The sequence below is a fragment of the Plantactinospora sp. A48 genome (assembly GCF_055793945.1).
Window position 1 is genome coordinate 63,279 of the sequence record NZ_JBTIXF010000028.1, and the last position, 17,019, is coordinate 80,297.

The 17,019-nt window shown below is 68.8% G+C and carries 22 protein-coding genes; 11 read left to right on the forward strand and 11 right to left on the reverse strand.

Translation table 11 applies throughout. The features are described 5' to 3' along the window. Position 1 precedes the first annotated feature (1 nt). The 3 genes from ACXN5W_RS16505 to ACXN5W_RS16515 all read left to right on the forward strand — a co-directional run bounded on the left by ACXN5W_RS16505 (position 2) and on the right by ACXN5W_RS16515 (position 2,995). Positions 2–1,111 carry an SPFH domain-containing protein gene (locus ACXN5W_RS16505; RefSeq protein ID WP_473159179.1) on the forward strand — a complete coding sequence of 370 codons (1,110 nt, stop codon included), beginning with the start codon at positions 2–4 and terminating at the stop codon, positions 1,109–1,111. A gap of 230 nt (positions 1,112–1,341) precedes the next feature. Continuing rightward, the gene (locus tag ACXN5W_RS16510; protein ID WP_473159180.1) at positions 1,342–2,190 is read left to right on the forward strand and encodes a hypothetical protein; all 849 of its coding nucleotides are present in this window, start codon (positions 1,342–1,344) and stop codon (positions 2,188–2,190) included. 94 nt (positions 2,191–2,284) lie between these two features. Next, the gene (locus tag ACXN5W_RS16515; protein ID WP_473159181.1) at positions 2,285–2,995 is read left to right on the forward strand and encodes an FKBP-type peptidyl-prolyl cis-trans isomerase; all 711 of its coding nucleotides are present in this window, start codon (positions 2,285–2,287) and stop codon (positions 2,993–2,995) included. Between the two features lie 95 nt (positions 2,996–3,090). On the opposite strand, the gene ACXN5W_RS16520 is transcribed toward ACXN5W_RS16515, so the two are convergent. Next, positions 3,091–3,501, reverse strand: a complete 411-nt coding sequence (locus tag ACXN5W_RS16520) for a VOC family protein (RefSeq protein ID WP_473159182.1) — start codon at positions 3,499–3,501, stop codon at positions 3,091–3,093. A gap of 78 nt (positions 3,502–3,579) precedes the next feature. Here ACXN5W_RS16520 and ACXN5W_RS16525 point away from each other — a divergent pair, with 78 nt between their 5' ends. Beyond that, positions 3,580–3,948 (forward strand): MmcQ/YjbR family DNA-binding protein, encoded by a 369-nt coding sequence (locus tag ACXN5W_RS16525; RefSeq protein WP_473159183.1) that lies wholly within the window; start codon positions 3,580–3,582, stop codon positions 3,946–3,948. Positions 3,949–4,044: 96 nt separating this feature from the next. Here ACXN5W_RS16525 and ACXN5W_RS16530 read toward each other — a convergent pair whose 3' ends face one another. Beyond that, positions 4,045–4,614 carry a GNAT family N-acetyltransferase gene (locus tag ACXN5W_RS16530; protein WP_473159184.1) on the reverse strand — a complete coding sequence of 190 codons (570 nt, stop codon included), beginning with the start codon at positions 4,612–4,614 and terminating at the stop codon, positions 4,045–4,047. Positions 4,615–4,734: 120 nt separating this feature from the next. Then, positions 4,735–5,616, reverse strand: a complete 882-nt coding sequence (locus ACXN5W_RS16535) for an NmrA family NAD(P)-binding protein (protein ID WP_473159185.1) — start codon at positions 5,614–5,616, stop codon at positions 4,735–4,737. Between the two features lie 50 nt (positions 5,617–5,666). Between ACXN5W_RS16535 and ACXN5W_RS16540 the strand changes: the two genes are divergently transcribed. Further along, positions 5,667–6,374, forward strand: coding sequence for a TetR/AcrR family transcriptional regulator (locus tag ACXN5W_RS16540; RefSeq protein ID WP_473159186.1), 708 nt, complete (start codon positions 5,667–5,669; stop codon positions 6,372–6,374). Between the two features lie 178 nt (positions 6,375–6,552). On the opposite strand, the gene ACXN5W_RS16545 is transcribed toward ACXN5W_RS16540, so the two are convergent. Then, positions 6,553–7,290, reverse strand: coding sequence for an NUDIX hydrolase (locus ACXN5W_RS16545; protein WP_473159187.1), 738 nt, complete (start codon positions 7,288–7,290; stop codon positions 6,553–6,555). Between ACXN5W_RS16545 and ACXN5W_RS16550 the strand changes: the two genes are divergently transcribed. After that, the gene (locus ACXN5W_RS16550) at positions 7,216–8,271 is read left to right on the forward strand and encodes a hypothetical protein (RefSeq protein WP_473159188.1); all 1,056 of its coding nucleotides are present in this window, start codon (positions 7,216–7,218) and stop codon (positions 8,269–8,271) included. The genes ACXN5W_RS16545 and ACXN5W_RS16550 overlap by 75 nt on opposite strands. A 217-nt stretch (positions 8,272–8,488) precedes the next feature. On the opposite strand, the gene ACXN5W_RS16555 is transcribed toward ACXN5W_RS16550, so the two are convergent. Next, positions 8,489–9,055: a dienelactone hydrolase family protein gene (locus ACXN5W_RS16555; RefSeq protein WP_473159189.1), complete on the reverse strand. Its 567-nt coding sequence runs from the start codon at positions 9,053–9,055 to the stop codon at positions 8,489–8,491. Positions 9,056–9,636: 581 nt separating this feature from the next. On the opposite strand from ACXN5W_RS16555, the gene ACXN5W_RS16560 reads away from it, so the two are divergent. Both ACXN5W_RS16560 and ACXN5W_RS16565 read left to right on the forward strand, forming a co-directional pair. Further along, positions 9,637–9,774, forward strand: a complete 138-nt coding sequence (locus ACXN5W_RS16560; protein ID WP_473159190.1) for a hypothetical protein — start codon at positions 9,637–9,639, stop codon at positions 9,772–9,774. A 192-nt stretch (positions 9,775–9,966) separates the two neighbouring features. Beyond that, the gene (locus ACXN5W_RS16565) at positions 9,967–10,560 is read left to right on the forward strand and encodes a methyltransferase domain-containing protein (RefSeq protein ID WP_473159191.1); all 594 of its coding nucleotides are present in this window, start codon (positions 9,967–9,969) and stop codon (positions 10,558–10,560) included. Between the two features lie 164 nt (positions 10,561–10,724). Here the strand turns inward: ACXN5W_RS16565 and ACXN5W_RS16570 are convergent, their stop codons facing one another. The 3 genes from ACXN5W_RS16570 to ACXN5W_RS16580 form a co-directional block, all read right to left on the reverse strand. Next, positions 10,725–10,952 (reverse strand): hypothetical protein, encoded by a 228-nt coding sequence (locus ACXN5W_RS16570; protein ID WP_473159192.1) that lies wholly within the window; start codon positions 10,950–10,952, stop codon positions 10,725–10,727. A 128-nt stretch (positions 10,953–11,080) separates the two neighbouring features. After that, positions 11,081–11,905: a hypothetical protein gene (locus ACXN5W_RS16575; protein WP_473159193.1), complete on the reverse strand. Its 825-nt coding sequence runs from the start codon at positions 11,903–11,905 to the stop codon at positions 11,081–11,083. A 17-nt stretch (positions 11,906–11,922) separates the two neighbouring features. Continuing rightward, positions 11,923–12,549 (reverse strand): RNA polymerase sigma factor, encoded by a 627-nt coding sequence (locus ACXN5W_RS16580; protein ID WP_473159194.1) that lies wholly within the window; start codon positions 12,547–12,549, stop codon positions 11,923–11,925. Positions 12,550–12,766: 217 nt separating this feature from the next. Here ACXN5W_RS16580 and ACXN5W_RS16585 point away from each other — a divergent pair, with 217 nt between their 5' ends. Further along, positions 12,767–12,925, forward strand: coding sequence for a hypothetical protein (locus ACXN5W_RS16585; RefSeq protein ID WP_473159195.1), 159 nt, complete (start codon positions 12,767–12,769; stop codon positions 12,923–12,925). Here ACXN5W_RS16585 and ACXN5W_RS16590 read toward each other — a convergent pair. Then, the gene (locus ACXN5W_RS16590; RefSeq protein ID WP_473159196.1) at positions 12,917–13,345 is read right to left on the reverse strand and encodes an SDR family NAD(P)-dependent oxidoreductase; all 429 of its coding nucleotides are present in this window, start codon (positions 13,343–13,345) and stop codon (positions 12,917–12,919) included. The two genes, ACXN5W_RS16585 and ACXN5W_RS16590, sit on opposite strands and share 9 nt — an antisense overlap. A 223-nt stretch (positions 13,346–13,568) precedes the next feature. Here ACXN5W_RS16590 and ACXN5W_RS16595 point away from each other — a divergent pair, with 223 nt between their 5' ends. Next, entirely contained in the window at positions 13,569–14,702 is a 1,134-nt protein-coding gene (locus ACXN5W_RS16595; RefSeq protein ID WP_473159197.1) for a chymotrypsin family serine protease, read from the forward strand. Positions 14,703–14,995: 293 nt separating this feature from the next. On the opposite strand, the gene ACXN5W_RS16600 is transcribed toward ACXN5W_RS16595, so the two are convergent. After that, complete coding sequence (locus tag ACXN5W_RS16600; RefSeq protein ID WP_473159198.1) at positions 14,996–15,412, reverse strand: ribosomal maturation YjgA family protein; 417 nt, start codon at positions 15,410–15,412, stop codon at positions 14,996–14,998. Between the two features lie 80 nt (positions 15,413–15,492). After that, on the reverse strand, positions 15,493–16,122 hold the full coding sequence (locus ACXN5W_RS16605; RefSeq protein WP_473159199.1) for a TetR/AcrR family transcriptional regulator: 630 nt from the start codon (positions 16,120–16,122) through the stop codon (positions 15,493–15,495). A 57-nt stretch (positions 16,123–16,179) separates the two neighbouring features. Between ACXN5W_RS16605 and ACXN5W_RS16610 the strand changes: the two genes are divergently transcribed. Then, on the forward strand, positions 16,180–16,896 hold the full coding sequence (locus ACXN5W_RS16610; RefSeq protein WP_473159200.1) for an SDR family oxidoreductase: 717 nt from the start codon (positions 16,180–16,182) through the stop codon (positions 16,894–16,896). Positions 16,897–17,019: the final 123 nt, after the last annotated feature.

A 17,019-nucleotide genomic window follows, 5' to 3' on the forward strand; every position in this document is an offset into this window, starting at 1 on the left:
GATGGGGACTGTGATCGCGGTGCTGCTCGGCGCCGTGGCCCTGATAGTGGTGATAACGCTGATCCGTTCCGTGCGGATCGTTCCGCAGCAGCGGATGGACGTGGTGGAGCGGCTCGGTAAGTACAAGCGGACCCTCAGCCCCGGCCTGAATCTGCTGGTGCCGTTCGTCGACGCGGTACGCACCAAGGTCGACATGCGGGAGCAGGTGGTCAGCTTCCCGCCGCAGCCGGTGATCACCTCCGACAACCTGGTGGTCTCCATTGACACCGTTCTCTATTTCAAGGTGGTCGACCCGGTGCGGGCCACCTACGAGATATCGAACTTCCTCCAGGCCATCGAGCAGTTGACCGTGACCACCCTGCGGAACGTGATCGGCTCGCTCGACCTGGAGCGGGCGCTGACCAGCCGTGAGGAGATCAACCGGCACCTGTCGGTGGTGCTGGACGAGACCACCGGCCGGTGGGGCGTCAAGGTCACCCGGGTGGAGATCAAGGCCATCGAGCCGCCAGCCAGCATCCGTGACTCGATGGAGAAGCAGATGCGTGCCGAGCGGGACCGCCGGGCGGCCATCCTGAACGCCGAGGGCGTCAAGCAGTCGCAGATCCTCACGGCCGAGGGTGACAAGCAGTCCGCGGTGCTGCGCGCCGACGGTGACCGGCAGGCCCGCATCCTCCAGGCCGAGGGCCAGGCCAAGGCGATCCGTACGGTGTTCGACGCCATCCACACCGCCAACCCGAGCCAGAAGGTGCTGGCGTACCAGTACCTCCAGGCGCTGCCGCAGATCGCGGCCGGGCAGTCGAACAAGATCTGGATCATTCCCGCGGAGCTGACCAAGGCCCTGGAAGGGCTCGGCGGTGCCCTCGGTGGGCTCGCCGGGACGGCCGGGGACGCCCCGTCGGCGGCCGTGGACGCGGGCGCGGTGGAGCGCGAGGCCCGGGAGGCGGCGGAGGCCGCCGCGGCCGCCGCGGCGGAGGTCAACCATGAGGTACGCGCCGCGGAGGCGCAGGTCAGTGCCAGTGGTGAGCAGACCCAGCAGTTGACCGCCGGCCAGCCTCTCCCGCCGTCGGACCTGATCGCCGAGCCGGACGAGGAACGCACCCAGCGGCTGTAGCAATTCGAGGATTTCTCCCGTTCGACGCCCCGGCGCCTGCCACGATCGCACCTGACGGTCCTGGTCAGGCGCCGGGGCGTCGCCGATTGACCCCGGCCTTCCGGTCGGGTTGGCCCCGGCCGTTCCGGTCGGTTTCGGCACTGCCGGCAGGTACCGGCGTTTGCTTGTCGGTTCCGGCCGGGCCGTCGCGGCCCTGGCGGCCGGCCGGCGGCGGTGAATGGGAGGTGGGCATGGTCGAGCAGCCGGAACGCGGGCAGGACCCGGAACCGGACCCGGAACTGGACCCTCGGGCGGTCCTGGCCGAACGGTTCGACCCGCCGCCGGGACTCTTTCCGCCGGCCCGCACCGGCCCCGACCCGGACGATCCGCGTCGGATGTCCCCGCTGGCGGCCTCGCTGATCCGACCCGTCCGGGTGGTCGGCCGGGCGGGCCTCAACCTGCTGCCGTTCTTCGACGAACCCGATCCGGTACGCCCGGCCAGCAACCCCGCCTGGGTCTGGTCGCTGCGTCGGTTCGCCCGGAGCGCGGTGTGGCTGCTGCCCGGCTACGCGGTGCTGCTCGGAATCGCCACGGCGGGTGCGGACGGGCTCCGCCGGTCGGCCACCTTCTCCGCCGGGTCCGGCCTGCGGGTCCTCGGCCTGGTGCTGGCCACCTGGGTCGGGCTGCTGGCGCTGACCGCCCTGACCTGCCTGCTGGCCACCGCCCGCAGCCGGGGTACGGCGGCCAGCGGACTGCTGCTGGCCATGCTCGGCGCGTTGCTGCTGCCGCTGGCGCAGGTCGGCGGCCCGGGATACGTCCGGGTACTGGCCCTGGTGGGCGGAACGGTGCTCACCCTGGGCTGGGCGGCGATGGGGCTCGCGGTGGTCCGCTCCGGGGTGTTCGGCGCGTTCGACGGGACACTGCTCATGATCGCCGCGCCGCTGATCGGGCTGGGCGGTCTGCTGCTCGCCATGTTGCAGACCATCGGCGCGTTCCTGGTGCTGGGTGCCGGCATCGGCATCGCCGCCAAGACCGGCCGGCTGCTGCCGAAACCAAATCCGGCGCTGGTCTCCGAGCCCACCGACGGCGTCCCCGCCTGACAGCGCGGGGAGGACGCCCGCTTCCATCTCGTGGTGGTGACCCAGCGGGCGCCGGGGGACCGCCCGATGGTGGCCGGTGACGTATTGTCGGGCGGTGCCCGATTCCATGACGAGCCGCGGCAGCACAGCCGCCGGTCCGCGCCGCCCGACCGCCGCCGGAGGGCCGCTCAAGACGAAGGCCGAGAAGCGGGCTGAGGCCAAGGCCGCCAAGGCACGCGCCCGAGCCAGGCAGAAGCGCCGGCAGGCGTTCGCCGTCGGTGGCGCCGCGGTGGCGGTGCTGGCTCTGGTCGTCGGACTGGTCGCGTGGATCGGCCACTCGTCGTCGCACCCGGTCACCACCGCGGATGCGTCCGCCAGCTCCGCCGCCAGTTCCGCCGCCAGCCCCGGCCCGGTCGCGTCGAGTGTCGCGTTCCCGCCGGTGCCCGCCGGCGCCGACCCGGCCCTGGGCAGGAAGCCGGCCGTGAGCGCGGGCACCGGCACCCTGACCAAACTCAAGGCGACGACCCTCATCCAGGGTTCGGGCGCGGCGGTCGAGTCGGGTCAGACGGTCAACGTGAACTACGTTGGCGTGACCTACGCCGACGGCAAGGAGTTCGACTCGTCCTGGAAGCGCTCGGAGGCGTACAGCTTCCCGTTCGGGGCCGGTCGCGTGATCAAGGGCTGGGACCAGGGGCTGGTCGGGGCCAAGGTGGGCAGCCGGGTCCAGCTCGACATTCCGGCCAAACTGGCGTACGGCGACCATCCCAGCGGCGGGCAGCCGGCCGGCGCGCTGCGCTTCGTCATCGACGTCCTGTCCGCGTCCTGACGGACAACCACCGACCGAACCCGACCCGTACCCGAAGACCGGAAACCCGTAGGCCCGCGGCCATCGTGTTTCGCCACGCGTGGTGGAGCCTTCGCCTATCCCAACCTCTCGCGCACGAACGCTGCCAGCGCCTCCCGGGACGGCTGTCCCCAGCCGATGCAGAACGGGTGGCCGGCTGGGTCGGCGTACACCTGATGCCCTTCGTCGCTTTCCAGCTCACCGGCTTGGAGCAGGCGGGCTCCGAGGCTCATCGCCTGTTCGTGCGCCTGCCTGGCGTCCGCAACGTGGAGGTCCAGGTGTACCTGCTGGGGCGTGCCGTCCGGCCAGTCGGGAGGAACGTGATCCGGCGCGAGCTGGACACCGATCCGCCACTCGCCGGCCGCGTCGATGACGCTGTGGAACCTCTCATCCGCAAAGACGTGTCCATCCAGCATTCCGGCCCAGAACGCACTCTCAGCGTGCAGGTCGGCGGCGTCGAGCACGACCACGGTCCGTACCGGTTCCATGAGAGCGGATCCTACGAACGCGGCGGACCGTCCGCCAGAGGGGCTCGGCAGGACCGGGCATGGTTGTAGCCTCTGCGCATGGCTGATGCCGACGACGTACGCCGGTTGGCGCTCGCGCTGCCCCAGGTCGTGGAAATCGACAGTGACGGCTTCGACTTCCGGGTGGAGAACAAGGGATTCGTCTGGTCTTATCCGGAGCGCCTGCCGGGGAAGCCGCGGGTGATCCGTACCGATGTCGCGGTTCTCTACGTCGGTGACGAGGGTGAGAAGCAGGCGTTGCTCCTGGGCGAGCCCGATCTGTTCTTCACGACACCCGGGTACGACGGTTTTCCCCTGGTGATGGTGCGCCTCGGTGAGGTGTCGGTCGAACGGCTGACCGAACTGATCACCGACGCGTGGCGGATGCGGGCGCCGGCGGAACTGCAGGAGAGCCTGCGGGACGGATGATCGCCGGGGTGGGGCGACGTGCCGGTCGACAGCCCGGTTCAGGCCATCCCGTTCGGGCCGCGAAGGCCGGACGACCTCTCGGGAGGCGGTCGGGGCTCACCTGGTGGGCGAGGGTTGCCAATCCCGCCTGAGCAGTCCGTAGACCCACGAGTCGGAGACCTCGCCGTCGACGACGCAGTCTTCCCGCAGCGTTCCCTCGCGCCGGAACCCGAGCTTCTCCAGCACGCGGGCGGATGCCGCGTTGCGGGTGTCGACCTCGGCCTGGACGCGATTGAGGTCGAGCGTGTCGAAGGCCCACCGCAGCACGGCGCGGGCGGTCTCCGTCGCGTAGCCGTGGCCCCATGCCGTTTCCTGGAAGCAGTAGCCCAGCGCGGCGCTGCGGTGGTCCGGATTCCACCGGCTCAGGCCGCACCAGCCGATGAACGCGTTGTCGGAGACCCGGTCCACCGCCAACCGTGCCCCGGTGCCTTCCTCCGCCATCTGCCGGCAGGCGGTGATGAACCGGTCGACGCGGGCCCGGTCGCGCCAGGGCGGCGCGTCCCAGTAACGCAACACGCGGGCGTTGCTGTGCAGTGCGAAGAGACCGTCCGCGTCCGTGTCGTCGAATGGACGCAGTCGAAGGCGAGGAGTACCCAGCATGGGGGTGGGCAGCGATCCGCGCGTCATGCTTCCTCCCGTCGCCGGCGGCCGATCAACCAGACATCTGATGCCGGCCACTCGCAACAGATTTTCCCGGCGGGCTTTCCCGGCGGGGGCAGAGCCCGGAACGCCACGCCGGGCTGACCGTCAGCCGGTGGTCCGGAGATGGGTTCGGAGCGCCGCGGCACCGGATTCGTTGAGCCAGTCGGTGAAGGTCCGCAGCCCGGGGTGGATTATCCGCAACGCCTCGATGTCGGCGTGCCAGCCATTGCCGGCCTGCCAGCGCTTCCTGGCCTGGGCGATGACTGGCCCGAGCGCCTCGGCTTCGTCGTCGGTGATCTGCTCGTAGCGGACCGGGATGCCGGTGGCTGCGCTGATCGCCGCCGCCGCCTCGACGGGAGTTGGCTGGTCGCCGGCCAGTTCCAGCGTGCGGCCGGCGAACCGCTCCGGCGCCGCGAGTGCCAGCGCCGTGAGGTCAGCGATGTCCTCCAGCGCCACGACCTGCATGGGTTCGTGTGGCGGGAAGAGGTGGCGGTGCACGCCGCCGGAGATGCCGTCGACACCCAGCACCCCGGGGTCGAGGTAGTTGGTCATGAACCGCACCGGGCGCAGAACCGTCGGTAGCGCGATCCTGTCGAGGAGGTGCCGTTCGATGCGTTCCTTCGCGGCCGATCCCGATGCGACGGTGCTGAACACGACCTGTTCGACTCCGGCTGCGGCGGCGGCGTCGATCAGCGCCCGCCCGCGCGCGACCTCAAGTTCGGTGTCGGGCCCGGACGGGCTGATGGCGGTCGGCGGCATGGCGAACACGGCTGCGACGCCCCTGAGGGCGGGCGGCAGGCTCGCCGGATCGTCGAAGTCGCCCAGCGCGAGCTCAGCGCCTGCCGCGGCCAGTGCCGCGGCGGATGCCGTCGCTGCCGTCCGTACGAACACCCGCACCGGCCGTCCGTCGGCGAGCAGCCGCCGGGCGACCGCACCGCCCTGCCTGCCAGTGGCACCGGTGACCAGGACTGTGGTGGATACTGTCATGATGCGGAATGCTCCACCCGGTTCCGAGTGGTCGGCAAGGGTTACGTGACATGACCGCCACGCGTGCCGACGCCCTCTGGAACCGCAAGCTCGTGCTGCGTGCCGCCGCCGAACTCTTCGCCGCCGAAGGACTCGAAGTCCCGCTCGGTCGGGTCGCCCAGCGCGCCGGTGTGGGCGCGGGCACTGTCTATCGGCACTTTCCGAGCAAGGCGGTCTTGGTCGAGGCGGTCTTCGCGCAGCACCTCGACGACCTGGTGTTGGCAGCCGACCGTTGGGCCGCCCGGTCCACGCCCGGCAGAGCGCTGTTTGGCTTTTTGTTCGAGGTGATCGAGAAATGCGCCCGGAGCAAGCACCTCTGCGACGCTCTGGTGGCCGACGGTGGCTGGCCGCACGCCACCTTCGCCGCAGCGGCACGGAGGTTCGGTGCGGCGCTGGATCGTCTGCTGCACAACGCGAAGCAGGCTGGCGCGGTCGATGTGAACCTGCGCGTCGACGACCTGAACGCGCTCATCGCCGGCGGCGCGACACTGCGTTCGGCCCACCCGAGCCCGGACCGCGGCAGGCGGCTTGTCTGGCAGCTGCTCGACAGCCTGCGGCAGCACGGCGTCACGAAAGAGGGATGGTTACGTGACGACGAGCGTCCCGAATCCTGCGCGGAGTGTGGCAGCCCACTGAAAGTCAAGAACACCGGACGGCCGGCCCGCTACTGCTCCCCGGCATGCCGCCAGCGCGCTCGACGCCGTCGGCTCGTGAGCTGACCCGGGGACACCTTCGGCTTCCGGGGCCAGGTACGTGGCAGATCCGGTAGACGACAGAGATCGAGAACAGTTCGGGAGGCGAACACGCTGTAGTCCGTCCGCGGGGCTCGTCCGCCGCGGTCCAGCAGGGTCTCGGGGGATCCTGGTCATCAGCAGGACGGGGAGTGGCAGATGTCCTTCACCCGTTGGGGTAGGTGACAACCGGCTCCGCTTCCGGATCGGAATACGCCCAATGGGCGCCCGGCTGAGTCCGCTGGGTGAGGACCGCAACTGACGGCTCCGACAGCGGCCGGTAGGGCAACTCAAGAAGCAGCCGGCTTGCTTCTTCGACGGGGAACCAGCGGGCCTCCTGAATCAGACCATCTGGGTCGCGGACGAGCAGGGTCGGATCCACCACGTCGACGGTGAAGTTCCACACCCGGCTGACGGTGACTGTTCCGGTCACCGCCGCCGTGCCATGAAGAACGAGGTCCGTGGTTGCGACGACCAGACCTGTCTCCTCGGCCAACTCTCGGCAGGCGCCCTCAAACGGCGTCTCGTGGTCCTCGATCCGCCCGCTTGGGATGTTCCAGTAGGGGCCGCCCCACCGCGGGTACTCCTCGTACACGAGAACGACTTTGTCGTCGTGATGTGCGAGAACGCCGGCGTACCGGGACCGACTCATGCTTGGCACGGGGCCATTCAACCTCACCTCAGCACCGCGCACGGGCACGGCTTTCACTATCTGCGGCAAACGAGGGCGCTTCCCAGGAGATTCGTTGGCAGCGTTGCCGGGTGCGTGGTCTACCGAGAGAGAATTGCCCTGTGAGGCTGGCTTGGCCTCGAGCGACACGGGGGATCTATGACGGTTTTCGGCTGCCGGAGTTGCGGTTCCCCTCTGACGGTTGCGGTGTCGCGGGTGGTGCTGCCCACCCATGCGAACCAGAAGTACGGGAACGGGCCGGGGTCGCTCGCCCCAGCGCTAGAGCCCGGAACGTTCGCGGTGAATCCGCTGCCCTCCGGTCCGCCATGGCGCCGGTGGGCCGAGTTGGGAGCTGACGAGGCTGAGGCGCTCGGCTGGTACGCGCCACGGTACAGCGTCTCCGGCGGGCCGGTCGGCCGGGTCTTATTCGCCCCCGGGGATGTCTGCGGCGCCGTGATCGACCCGGCGCTGGTCGGCGACGCCGCGTGTTGTGGCCTCGACGGTGGTGAGCCCAACATGGTCTGCGTCGCCTGCGGTACGCCGGTGGCTATCCGGATCGACGACTGTGGCCTGCGGCAGGCGATCTGGTTGGAACCGCTGTCCATCCGAGTGATCGAGGATGGTCCCGGCCCGCACCCGGTGCTCGATTGGGCGGACCTGATCGACCAGCGGCCCGGTATCCCGCCGTGTGAACCAGGTGGCGGCTGGAACCCGATGTGGGTGGCCGTCATCGCCTCGGCGCTGGCCCATCTGCTGGCCGCCACCGGCGGCGACCCGATCGTGATCCCAGAACAGCACGTTGCCGAGTTCTTCCGGCCCACGCTGGACCGTCTCGTCGGCCCGGCCGGTCCGGAGTCGCAGCGCACGCTGTTCCTCGCCGGGCCCGGTCTTGCGCGCGCTGACGGCGACTTCGTTCTGATACCGCAACATCCGCAGACTGGCCAACACTGGCCCGTGGCCCCGCCGGTGAAGCCGGTGCCGCTGGCCTGGGACGTCTGGCGGCACCTCGCGTTCCACCGAACCCGACAGCCGGTCGGACGATCGGTCCCGATTCCGCCGGAGGCCCCGCCGGCGCTGCTTCCGGGTTCCCGGTTCGAGCCGGATGGCCAGATCTTCCTCAGCGTGCTGGCCCGACTGCCCGAGGTCAGGCAGCCACGACTGCGCGCCATCTACGAGCGAGGCCGTCCCTACAGCTACAACTTCCACCTCTTCTGACCGCTGCGCTCGCCGTGACGGTGTCCTTCCTTCGGCCGGTTGATTCTCCTCGGCCAACGAGAGAACCGATCACGAACTTCGGCGCCCACGGCACCACGGGCGAAGTTGCCTCGCTTCGGCATGCGAGAACGACATGACAGCAGGTGGCGAACGGTTCGCGGCAGTTCCGTGCGTGTGGTCACCTGCCGGCATACCCGTGTTGGTCAGGTGGACGGAGTCAGAGTGAACCGAGGAAGTCGAGGCTTCGTTGCCAGGCCAGGTCGGCTGCGTGGTGATCGTGGTCCGGGATGTCCGGGTCGGTGAACAGGTGTCCGACGCCCGGATAGGTGTGCACCTCTACGGTGGCACCAGCGCGGACCATGGCCGTACGCCATGCGGTCACCTCGACTGGTGGGAACAGTTCGTCGGGGTCGGCCATGTGCAGCTGCACCGGCAGGCCGGCACGGACCACCGCAGCTTGGCCGCCGATGCCGTGTAGCAGCAGGATTCCAGCGGCGTCGCCGCGTTCGGCCAGCAGGGCGTACACCACGCCGACCCCCATCGACAAACCGGCCAGAACGGTGTCGGCGGGCAGATCCCGCACGGCTTTTCGGGCCCGCCGCACGATGGTTTCCCAGCCGATCCGTTTGCTCAGTGCGAACCCGTCGTCGACGGAGGCCGCCACTTGTCCGGCGTACAGGTCCGGGGTGACGACAACGTGGCCGGCGGAGCGTAGCCGTTCGGCTGTCGCGTGTACGGCCGGGCGTAGGCCGTACACGGAGTGGAACAGGACGATCGTGGCCATTGTGCGATTCTGCCAGGCCGTCGCCACGTCACAGTGCCGCAGTCTCAACCGGCGTAGCCGACCGAAATGGAGGACGCACTCGACCTGCGGTGGAAGAGGATGTCCGTGACCATCGGCAATCGGCAACTGTTCGGATTGCGGCTACCTGCTCCGCATGTTCACGGCTATAGCATCGAGTAGGCCAGCATGCCGATCATTCCGCCGACACAGCACAGCAAGCCGAGCAAGGCCGGGCCCAGTCCCGCCCCGTCCGCAGCCTGGTCCCACGGCGCCTGCCTGGTCTGGCCCAGGCTGGCACGAGCCGTACCTTCGTCGATTGATCGTTTTGATGCGGTTACTTCTCCTCCGACCGGGCCGGCACTCGGCTCGCGGCAGTTGGGTGTGCCGGGACGGCCATACCAACGGAAACCCGATGTGCGGTGGATCGAGACTTGGCACACTCCGTCGATGGCCTCAACCGTCCGCGCCGACACGCCAAGGCAGCTACCCGCCGCACGCACACCGTCCCGCGGGAAGGCTCAGCCCCAGCCGGCGGGATGCGGCGGGTCCAGTTGCACGCTCGTCCTGACAACGTCGCTTCCGTGCGGGCCGCCGAAAAGGCCGGATACCGGCGGGAGGGCGCGCTGCGGATGGCCGAGTGGGACGGCGAAGAGGCGCATGACCTGGCCGTCTTCTCGATGATCGCGACAGATCTTGAGGCGACCGAAGTCGCTCGCTGACCCCGGTCGTGCCCTCGGTCGAACAACGCCCTATCGGCCAAGACCGCCGCGCCGGGCCGTGCCCCAGCGACATGTGGCGACGGCGGCAAGCGAGCGGCACACCCCACCAACTACGACACCGACCTTGATCGCTTTCCGACCAACCAGGCTGCGACGAGGTCGTACTCGGTTGTCGGTGACGTTCACGCGCAGGTGGCGCAGCGGCTGGCCAGTGATCACTTGACCGGTCCAGTACTTGATCTGGGCGGCGGCAACGGACTGCTGGCACGGCTACTACACCAGCTGAACGTGCCGACTGTCGCACTCGATCAAGCCGAGTACGTTCGATCGGCTCCACGCCCGGTCGTGCAGGCCGATGCCATGCATCTGCCACTGCGGGTCGAGACGTTCGGTGCCGTTGCCGCCCTCTGGATGCTGTATCACCTCGTGGATCCCGGTGCCTGCCTGCGAGCTGTCGAGACGGTTCTACGGCCGAGGGGAATTTTCGTAGCTTGCGCGCCCAGCCGCCACAACGATCCCGAATTCAAGACGGTGCTTCCCCGTTGGGGAGAGCCATCGACTTTCGATGCCGAGGAGGCTGTCGCCGTTACCGAGCAAGTATTCGATATTGTGAGCGTCGAGCGCTGGGACTCTCCGTTGGTGGCTCTGCCTGATTCGGCGGCGGTGGTCGCCTTCCTGCGGGGTCGGGGACTCGACGGGCAGTCCGCAAAGGACGGGGCACGGCAGTTCACTACGCCTATGACGGTGACAAAACGAGGAGTGCTGCTCTGGGCAAGACGGCGATGATTCCTACAGCGCGACGCACTGTCATCGGCAAAGCCGCGAGCGCCGGCTATGTTCCGGAGGCCATGTAGGCGGCCAGGATGTAGTTGGGGTGCCGGTCGAGGTTCTTGCGGGCCCGGTCGTAGCGCATGGTGGTTCGCGGGCGGTGGCGATCAGGGCTTCGAACTTCAGGTGGCGCAGTCGAGGGCCGGTGACTCGGCCGGCGCCGTGGGCCGCCGGACGTAGTCGGCCGGCGAGTGCTCCAGAATGGCGTCGATGACGCAGACCCGATAGAAGCCCACTACGACGGACAGCCGACGCATGTTCACGGCTATGGCACCGAGTAGGTTGAGCATGCCGATCATTCCGCCGAAACAGCACAGCAGGCTGAACAAGGTCGCGCCCAGTCCCTCCACGTCCACAGCGTAGGTCAGCGGCGCCTGGCTGCATGACCCGAGGCGTCTCCGCAAGAAAGGTACGTGGCGGTGCAGTCATGAGAACACGGCGCGCCGCGCCCACACCGGCAGTTCCGAATGGCGCCGCGTTATCCGTGGGGTAGCTGGACGGTGGCTGGGGCGATGGTTCTGGTGCCGGTGGCGGTGTGTATTTCGAGGGTGCTGTTGCCGGGTTCGCCTTGGGCTGCGGGCCACCAGGCTCCCCAGATGCCGCCGCGTACCGTCGCGGTCACGCGAAGGCCGTTGGTCAGGACGATGTCGACTCCTGTTACGTCGGTCCCGGCGAGGCCGTAGAGCTGGTAGGCGCTGAGCGGATCGGGGGCTGTGTTGGGCTCGACTGGTGGAGTCTCCAGGTTCCCGCCGAGGACCAGAACTCCACCGCGGGTGGGCTGCTGGAACGGTTTGTCGAAGACGGTGGTCCACATGGTGGCCATGCGGTCGGTCATGTCGACTTTGATGCCGGACAGGGCGACGAGGGGATCAGCCACCGTGCCGTTTCCCACCGATACGGCGACGCAGTAGATGAAATCGCCGCGGCGGTCCACCAGGACATCACGGTGTGCCGGAAGCACGTGTGTGCCGGCGCCGCCGGCGTGCAGGTCGCTGCACTTCGACGCCCACGTCTCGACATCCTCGCGCGAGGCGAAAGCGTCGGGGGCAGCCTGCGGGACGGCGCTCCAGCTGGCGTAACTCGGCCGGGTTGTCGGATCAGCGGTGAGCACGACGGAAACGCTGACCGCCACCAGTGCAGCCGACACCACACCCAGCGCAGCGCGGCGTACCCTCGGTCGCCGCCATGCCGCAACAGTGGAAGAGTTGTCCAGCGGATGCATCTGGGTGGATGCCTGATCGTTGTGGGTGGCAGCGTGAGCGACCAGCATCGCGCGCAGCGCAGCCTGACGCTGGGTGTTCATCGGGGACGACAGTGGAATCATGACGGCTCCCGTTGCGGTGAGGCGTTGACCGAAGAATTTGCCGTACTCGGTGAGGTCGGCGTTTTGGTGGCAGCGTCGAGTCGGGCTCGCGCTCGATTCAACCGTGAGCGGACGGTGCCAACTGGAATGCCGAGTGCTACTGCGGCCGAGGCGTAGTCCAGGCCCTGCCAGACGCACAAGGTGAGGATGTCCTGGTCTGCGGGTCGCAGACGACCCAGAGCCCGTCGTAGCTGCGCCAGGTGACGTTCGTCGTCGATACGGTTGGCGACCTCGTCTGCGTGATCGGGAGCCGTAACCGGCGGCGGAAGGCGGGCCAGAGCCCTGCGGTGCCGCAGGCTGCTGCGCCAGCGCTGTTGGATGGTGCGGCGGGCGATGCCGTACAGCCACGGGAGAGCTGCACCGTTGACGAGTTCTACCTCCCGGCGCCGCCGCCATGCTTCCAGGAAGACCATTGAGACCAGATCGTCAGCCGCGTCGAGGGAACCGGTGCGGCGGGCACAGTAGCTACGTACTGCTTCACCGCGGCGGTCGAAGAGGACTCCGAAGCATTCCGCCTCTCCCTGACCGGCACGTCGCCACAACTCGCCGTCACTGGCCTCGACCAGATTCTCCGTGTTGCTCACACCCTCTTATGGCCGCGACATCCGAAGAGTTCCCACTCTCAGCGAACCAATCCAGGAAGATGGAACATCCGCTCATCGGTACGAGCGTGCGTCGGGCCGGCCCTGACGCGCGTCACGCCGCGTGACGGCTCACCGCCCACCGACGCCGGGTCGGCGGCATGAGCGGGATGTTGCGAGTCTCGTACCACGGTCGCTTGTGGCAAGCTTGTCGGTCGAGATGAGCATTGCCGGAGTGTTGCGGGGGGTCGAGCACGCCCGTGACCGTGGCTTGACGATCGTCGGCGCGTGGCTCGCCCGTGATGTCGACACGGCGCCGCTCGCGGCAGCGGGCTTCACCCCGGGCTGGTCGGTCAACTGCTCGACGCGCTTAGCCTGACTGCTCATCTGCACGATCGCACCCGGACGACGCCACCGCAGGTGGGGGCAGTACGGCACGGTCGAAGGCGGCCGGGCCGAACAGGTGCTGCTCGATCATGGCCCGCAGTGCGACATCGGTGACCTCTTCGGCGGTGCCGACCTGTCCGGCACCGGCATTGTTGACGAGCACGTCGACGCGCCCGAACTCCTCCAGTGCCCGCCGCACCACCGAGGCCGCTCCCGCCGTGTCGCACGCATCGTGCTCGATGACGAGGAGCCGTTCCCCGTACCGCGACTTGAGCCCGGCGAACCGGTCGATCCGACGCGCGGTCCCGATCACCTGCTCACCGGTCGCGAGTGCCGCCTCGGCGAGCGCCAGGCCGAGGCCCGAACCCGCGCCTGTGATGATCCAGTTTTTCGTCTCGTCCGTCGTGGTCATGGCCCCGACGCTAAAGCTTCGAGCGCGCTTGAAGGCAAGCCACGCTCGGACCGGATCGAGTGGTATCGCATCGCCCCGGTTATCGACCTCCACCAGCACCTGCACCGCGCTCGCGCGGCGCGGTCGTTGCTGGCTCGCATTGGCCGGACCGCGTCGACCATTGGCCTCCTGGCGACTGAAGGTTAGTCTGATATAGCAACGCCCATCAATATATGGAGGGCACATGAATCGTTTCGTCACGGCGGCGCTCGCGGTGGTTGGGGCAGTAGCCATCACGATCCTTCCCGCGGGGCCGGCCGGCGCCGCCGAGCCGACGCTGAACGTCGACCAGGCCAGGGTCGATGAACTCGTTTCGCTCAGCGCCGCCAATTCGACCGCCTTTGCCGGCATCAGCCTCGACGAAGCACGCGGAACCGTCACGGTCCGGTACACGAACGAGACGGCGGCCCGCTCCCGGCTTCGCGGGGTCGCGTCGTCCGGCCCGGCGCGCGGCGCCGGGCGGTTGCGGGTCGAGATGATGCCGGTGACCCACAGCCTCGCGGAGTTGGAAGCGGTCCGCGGGAAGGTGATGGCCGACACCGGCTGGCAGCGGATCGCCGGTGATGTGCTGTCGGAGTGGTACGTCGACGTCACCCACAACGTCGTCGCGGTCGGCGTGACGAAGCTTTCCCCACAGTTGACGGCCGCCGCCCGGGAACGGTTCGGCGACCTGGTCCAGTTGCACGTGGCCCCGCGTCCGCACCCGATGAGCCGGAGCGCCGACTGGAGCCCCTGGGCCGGCGGCATCCGGATCAGCTCCGGCGGTTTCAACTGCACCAGCGGGTTCGCCATCGAGGTGCCCGGCACGCCCGCCAGCCGCCAGATGATCACCGCCGGCCACTGCTTCCCCCTCGGGGCATTCGTCTACAACAACGGCACCTACGTCGCAACCGTCTCGTCCCGGACCCTCACCAACAACGGCAAGGATGTCGAGTATCTCGGCGGCACCTTCACGCCGTGGACCTACACGGGCCCCACGACCGTATTCGCCGGTGAGGCCATCCGCGGAACGAAGGGGTCCGTCGTCGGCCAGACGTTCTGCACCAACGGGGCCACCTCCGGCGAGGTGTGCTCGGGGACCGTCACCGCCACCAACATCTGTTCCCCGTTCACGGACGGCATCACCAGGTGCTACCTCGACCAGATGGAGGGCAGCGTCGTCCTCTCACAGGGGGGCGACAGCGGCGGCAACGTCTTCACCCGTGACCCGGACGGCCTGAAGGTCGGTGGAATCATCATCGGCGGCAACGGCACCAACACCGTCTTCCATCCGGTCTCCGCCGTGCTTCCCATGGGTTGGCGGGTCTCCGTCCAGTAGCGTGCCGGAACTTCTCCGACGGTAGGCACAGGAGGACCGAGCCAGGCGGTTGAGTAGCTGTCCCCGCCATCGCCGCCGCCGCCTAAGTCGCCGTGGTGGAGATCGAGCTGGTGACGCTGATCGTTGAGGAGTACGACCCGGCCATCGCGTTGCCAGGGTCTGTCAAACGTTCGTTTACAGTCCCCCCATCGGCAGTTCAGGACGGCGGGCCGCTGGCGACGCCGACCAGGAGTGTGACGGCGCGGGCCGACCGCGCGTTGCTGGGGCATGACGGGGCAATGGATCCTGAGACATCAGGGAAGCTCGGACCGATCCCGCCGCACGCGTCTCGATCGGTTGAGGAGTTCGTGCAGCACGACGAGCGGAATGATGCCCGGCAGGTACCAGATGAGGTCGACGAAGTCGAACTGCACGCCGAGCACCAGCCGAGCCACCAGGCTCCGGGTGGACAGGTCGGCGGGAATTCCGGTCAGTTGGAAACACTCCATCGCCCAGCACCAGGCCCAGGTGATCGCACCAGCGGCCAGCGCCGACCGGCGTGGCCAGAGAAAGAGCACCCCGACGTACGCCATCGAGGCGTAGAGCGCTGTACCGGAGTACTGCGCCAACCGGTCGGTGCTGTTCAGGGTGCCGGCGGTGATGGCGCGAATGGTGAGCGCCAGGGCCAGAAATCCGGCTGCGGCGGCGAGCATCAGTAGTCGAAACCGCACCCGTTGACCGACACCCGGGAATCGTAGGGTCTTGACCGGTGAGGGCGGGCCGTCGTGCCTGTCTCGGCAGCGCGGCTCGGTCATCGGGGCTTCCCCTGGCCACGGGTGGGGGCGGCGGTTCCGGGTTGTGGTCCGGCGAGGACGGTCACCAACTCGTCGGCCAGCCGATCGTCGGGCGGCTGTTGGGTGGCGAGGACCCGGTACCACAGGGTGCCGAAGAGGATGTCGGCGATGACTCCGGGGGTCGGCACGGCGGGGAGGTCGCCGCGTTCCTGCGCGCGATCGACGATGACCGCGAGTGCGTCCCGCCGGCGTTGCAGGAAAGAGTCGCGGAACCGCGCACCGAACTCCGCGTCGATCTGCGCCTGAGCCATCAGGGCGCGCAGCACGCCCGTGACGCGCCGGTCGCGCCCCAGTTTGAAGCTGGCCGTGATGAACGCCCGCAGGTCGCCCGCGTAGTCCCCCACGTCCGGGATGCAGATGTGCAGTTCGGCCTTGGCGGCCAGGGCGTCGAGCAGTACGTCCGCCTTCGACGGCCACCACCGGTAGATCGTCTGCTTACCCGCGCCGGAGCGGTCGGCGATCCCCTCGATCGTCAGCCCGGCGTAGCCCACCTCGCCGATGATCTGGAACGCCGCGGTGAGGATCGCGAGCCTGCTGTCCTCGCTGCGCTTGCGACCGGCGCGGGCCGGGGCCGGTTGGTCCTTCACGAACCCATGCTAGCGTAAAACGAGACGAGACGTCACGGTTCGAAATAGGAGATGAAGATGAGCAGGACTGCGCTTGTCGTCGGCGGCACGTCGGGCATCGGCCTGGCCACCGCCCGCCGGCTGCTCGCCCTCGGCGCAACAGTGCACATCGTCGGACGCGGCAAGGAACGCCTCGACGAACTCGCGGCGACGGACCCGGAACTCATCGGCCACCAGGCCGATGGCGGCGACCGCGCCGGAATCAGGGCGGTGGTCGAGGGGATCGGCAACCTCGACTGGCTGGTCATCACCCTCAGCGGCGGCGAAGGCGGCGGACAGTTCGCCGACCTCGACCAGGACACCCTGCGACGCGCGTTCGACGCCAAGTTCTGGGGCCACGTCACCACCATCCAGGCGGCGCTGCCGCAACTGGCGCCCACCGGCTCGATCACGCTGGTCAGCGCGATCAGCGCCCGGGCCGGCATCCCCGGCACCGCCGGTCTCGCGGCCGTCAACGCAGCGGTGGAAGGGCTGGTGAAGCCGCTCGCCGTCGAACTCGCGCCGATCCGGGTCAACGGCGTCTCCCCGGGTCTGGTCGACACGCCCTGGTGGAGCGGCCTGCCCGACGACGCCCGGCAGGCGTATTTCACCCAGGTCGCCCAGGTGCTACCGGCCCGGCACGTGGCCACCGCCGAGGACATCGCCGAGGTCGTCGTGCTGGCCGCGAGCAACGCCAATCTCACCGGCACCATCATCGAGGCGGACGGCGGCGCCCGCCTGGTTTCCCTGAGCTGACCGGCGCCGGGAAGCCCACGGTTCAGTCGTACGGGGTGCGGGGCGAGGGTTTGTGGGGGGTGGGGGGAGAAAACAAGGAGCGGCTGGTGTCCAGTCCGACCAAGCCGAATCCGTCTGTGCGTT

Bases quoted from the DNA above. Each gene is read 5' to 3' on its own strand.
- ACXN5W_RS16505 (WP_473159179.1), top strand. From the start codon at position 2: ATGGGGACTGTGATCGCGGTGCTGCTCGGCGCCGTGGCCCTGATAGTG.
- ACXN5W_RS16510 (WP_473159180.1), top strand. From the start codon at position 1,342: ATGGTCGAGCAGCCGGAACGCGGGCAGGACCCGGAACCGGACCCGGAA.
- ACXN5W_RS16520 (WP_473159182.1), bottom strand. From the start codon at position 3,501: ATGGAACCGGTACGGACCGTGGTCGTGCTCGACGCCGCCGACCTGCAC.
- ACXN5W_RS16525 (WP_473159183.1), top strand. From the start codon at position 3,580: ATGGCTGATGCCGACGACGTACGCCGGTTGGCGCTCGCGCTGCCCCAG.
- ACXN5W_RS16530 (WP_473159184.1), bottom strand. From the start codon at position 4,614: ATGACGCGCGGATCGCTGCCCACCCCCATGCTGGGTACTCCTCGCCTT.
- ACXN5W_RS16535 (WP_473159185.1), bottom strand. From the start codon at position 5,616: ATGACAGTATCCACCACAGTCCTGGTCACCGGTGCCACTGGCAGGCAG.
- ACXN5W_RS16540 (WP_473159186.1), top strand. From the start codon at position 5,667: ATGACCGCCACGCGTGCCGACGCCCTCTGGAACCGCAAGCTCGTGCTG.
- ACXN5W_RS16550 (WP_473159188.1), top strand. From the start codon at position 7,216: ATGACGGTTTTCGGCTGCCGGAGTTGCGGTTCCCCTCTGACGGTTGCG.
- ACXN5W_RS16545 (WP_473159187.1), bottom strand. From the start codon at position 7,290: ATGGGTGGGCAGCACCACCCGCGACACCGCAACCGTCAGAGGGGAACC.
- ACXN5W_RS16555 (WP_473159189.1), bottom strand. From the start codon at position 9,055: ATGGCCACGATCGTCCTGTTCCACTCCGTGTACGGCCTACGCCCGGCC.
- ACXN5W_RS16575 (WP_473159193.1), bottom strand. From the start codon at position 11,905: ATGAACACCCAGCGTCAGGCTGCGCTGCGCGCGATGCTGGTCGCTCAC.
- ACXN5W_RS16585 (WP_473159195.1), top strand. From the start codon at position 12,767: ATGAGCATTGCCGGAGTGTTGCGGGGGGTCGAGCACGCCCGTGACCGT.
- ACXN5W_RS16590 (WP_473159196.1), bottom strand. From the start codon at position 13,345: ATGACCACGACGGACGAGACGAAAAACTGGATCATCACAGGCGCGGGT.
- ACXN5W_RS16595 (WP_473159197.1), top strand. From the start codon at position 13,569: ATGAATCGTTTCGTCACGGCGGCGCTCGCGGTGGTTGGGGCAGTAGCC.
- ACXN5W_RS16610 (WP_473159200.1), top strand. From the start codon at position 16,180: ATGAGCAGGACTGCGCTTGTCGTCGGCGGCACGTCGGGCATCGGCCTG.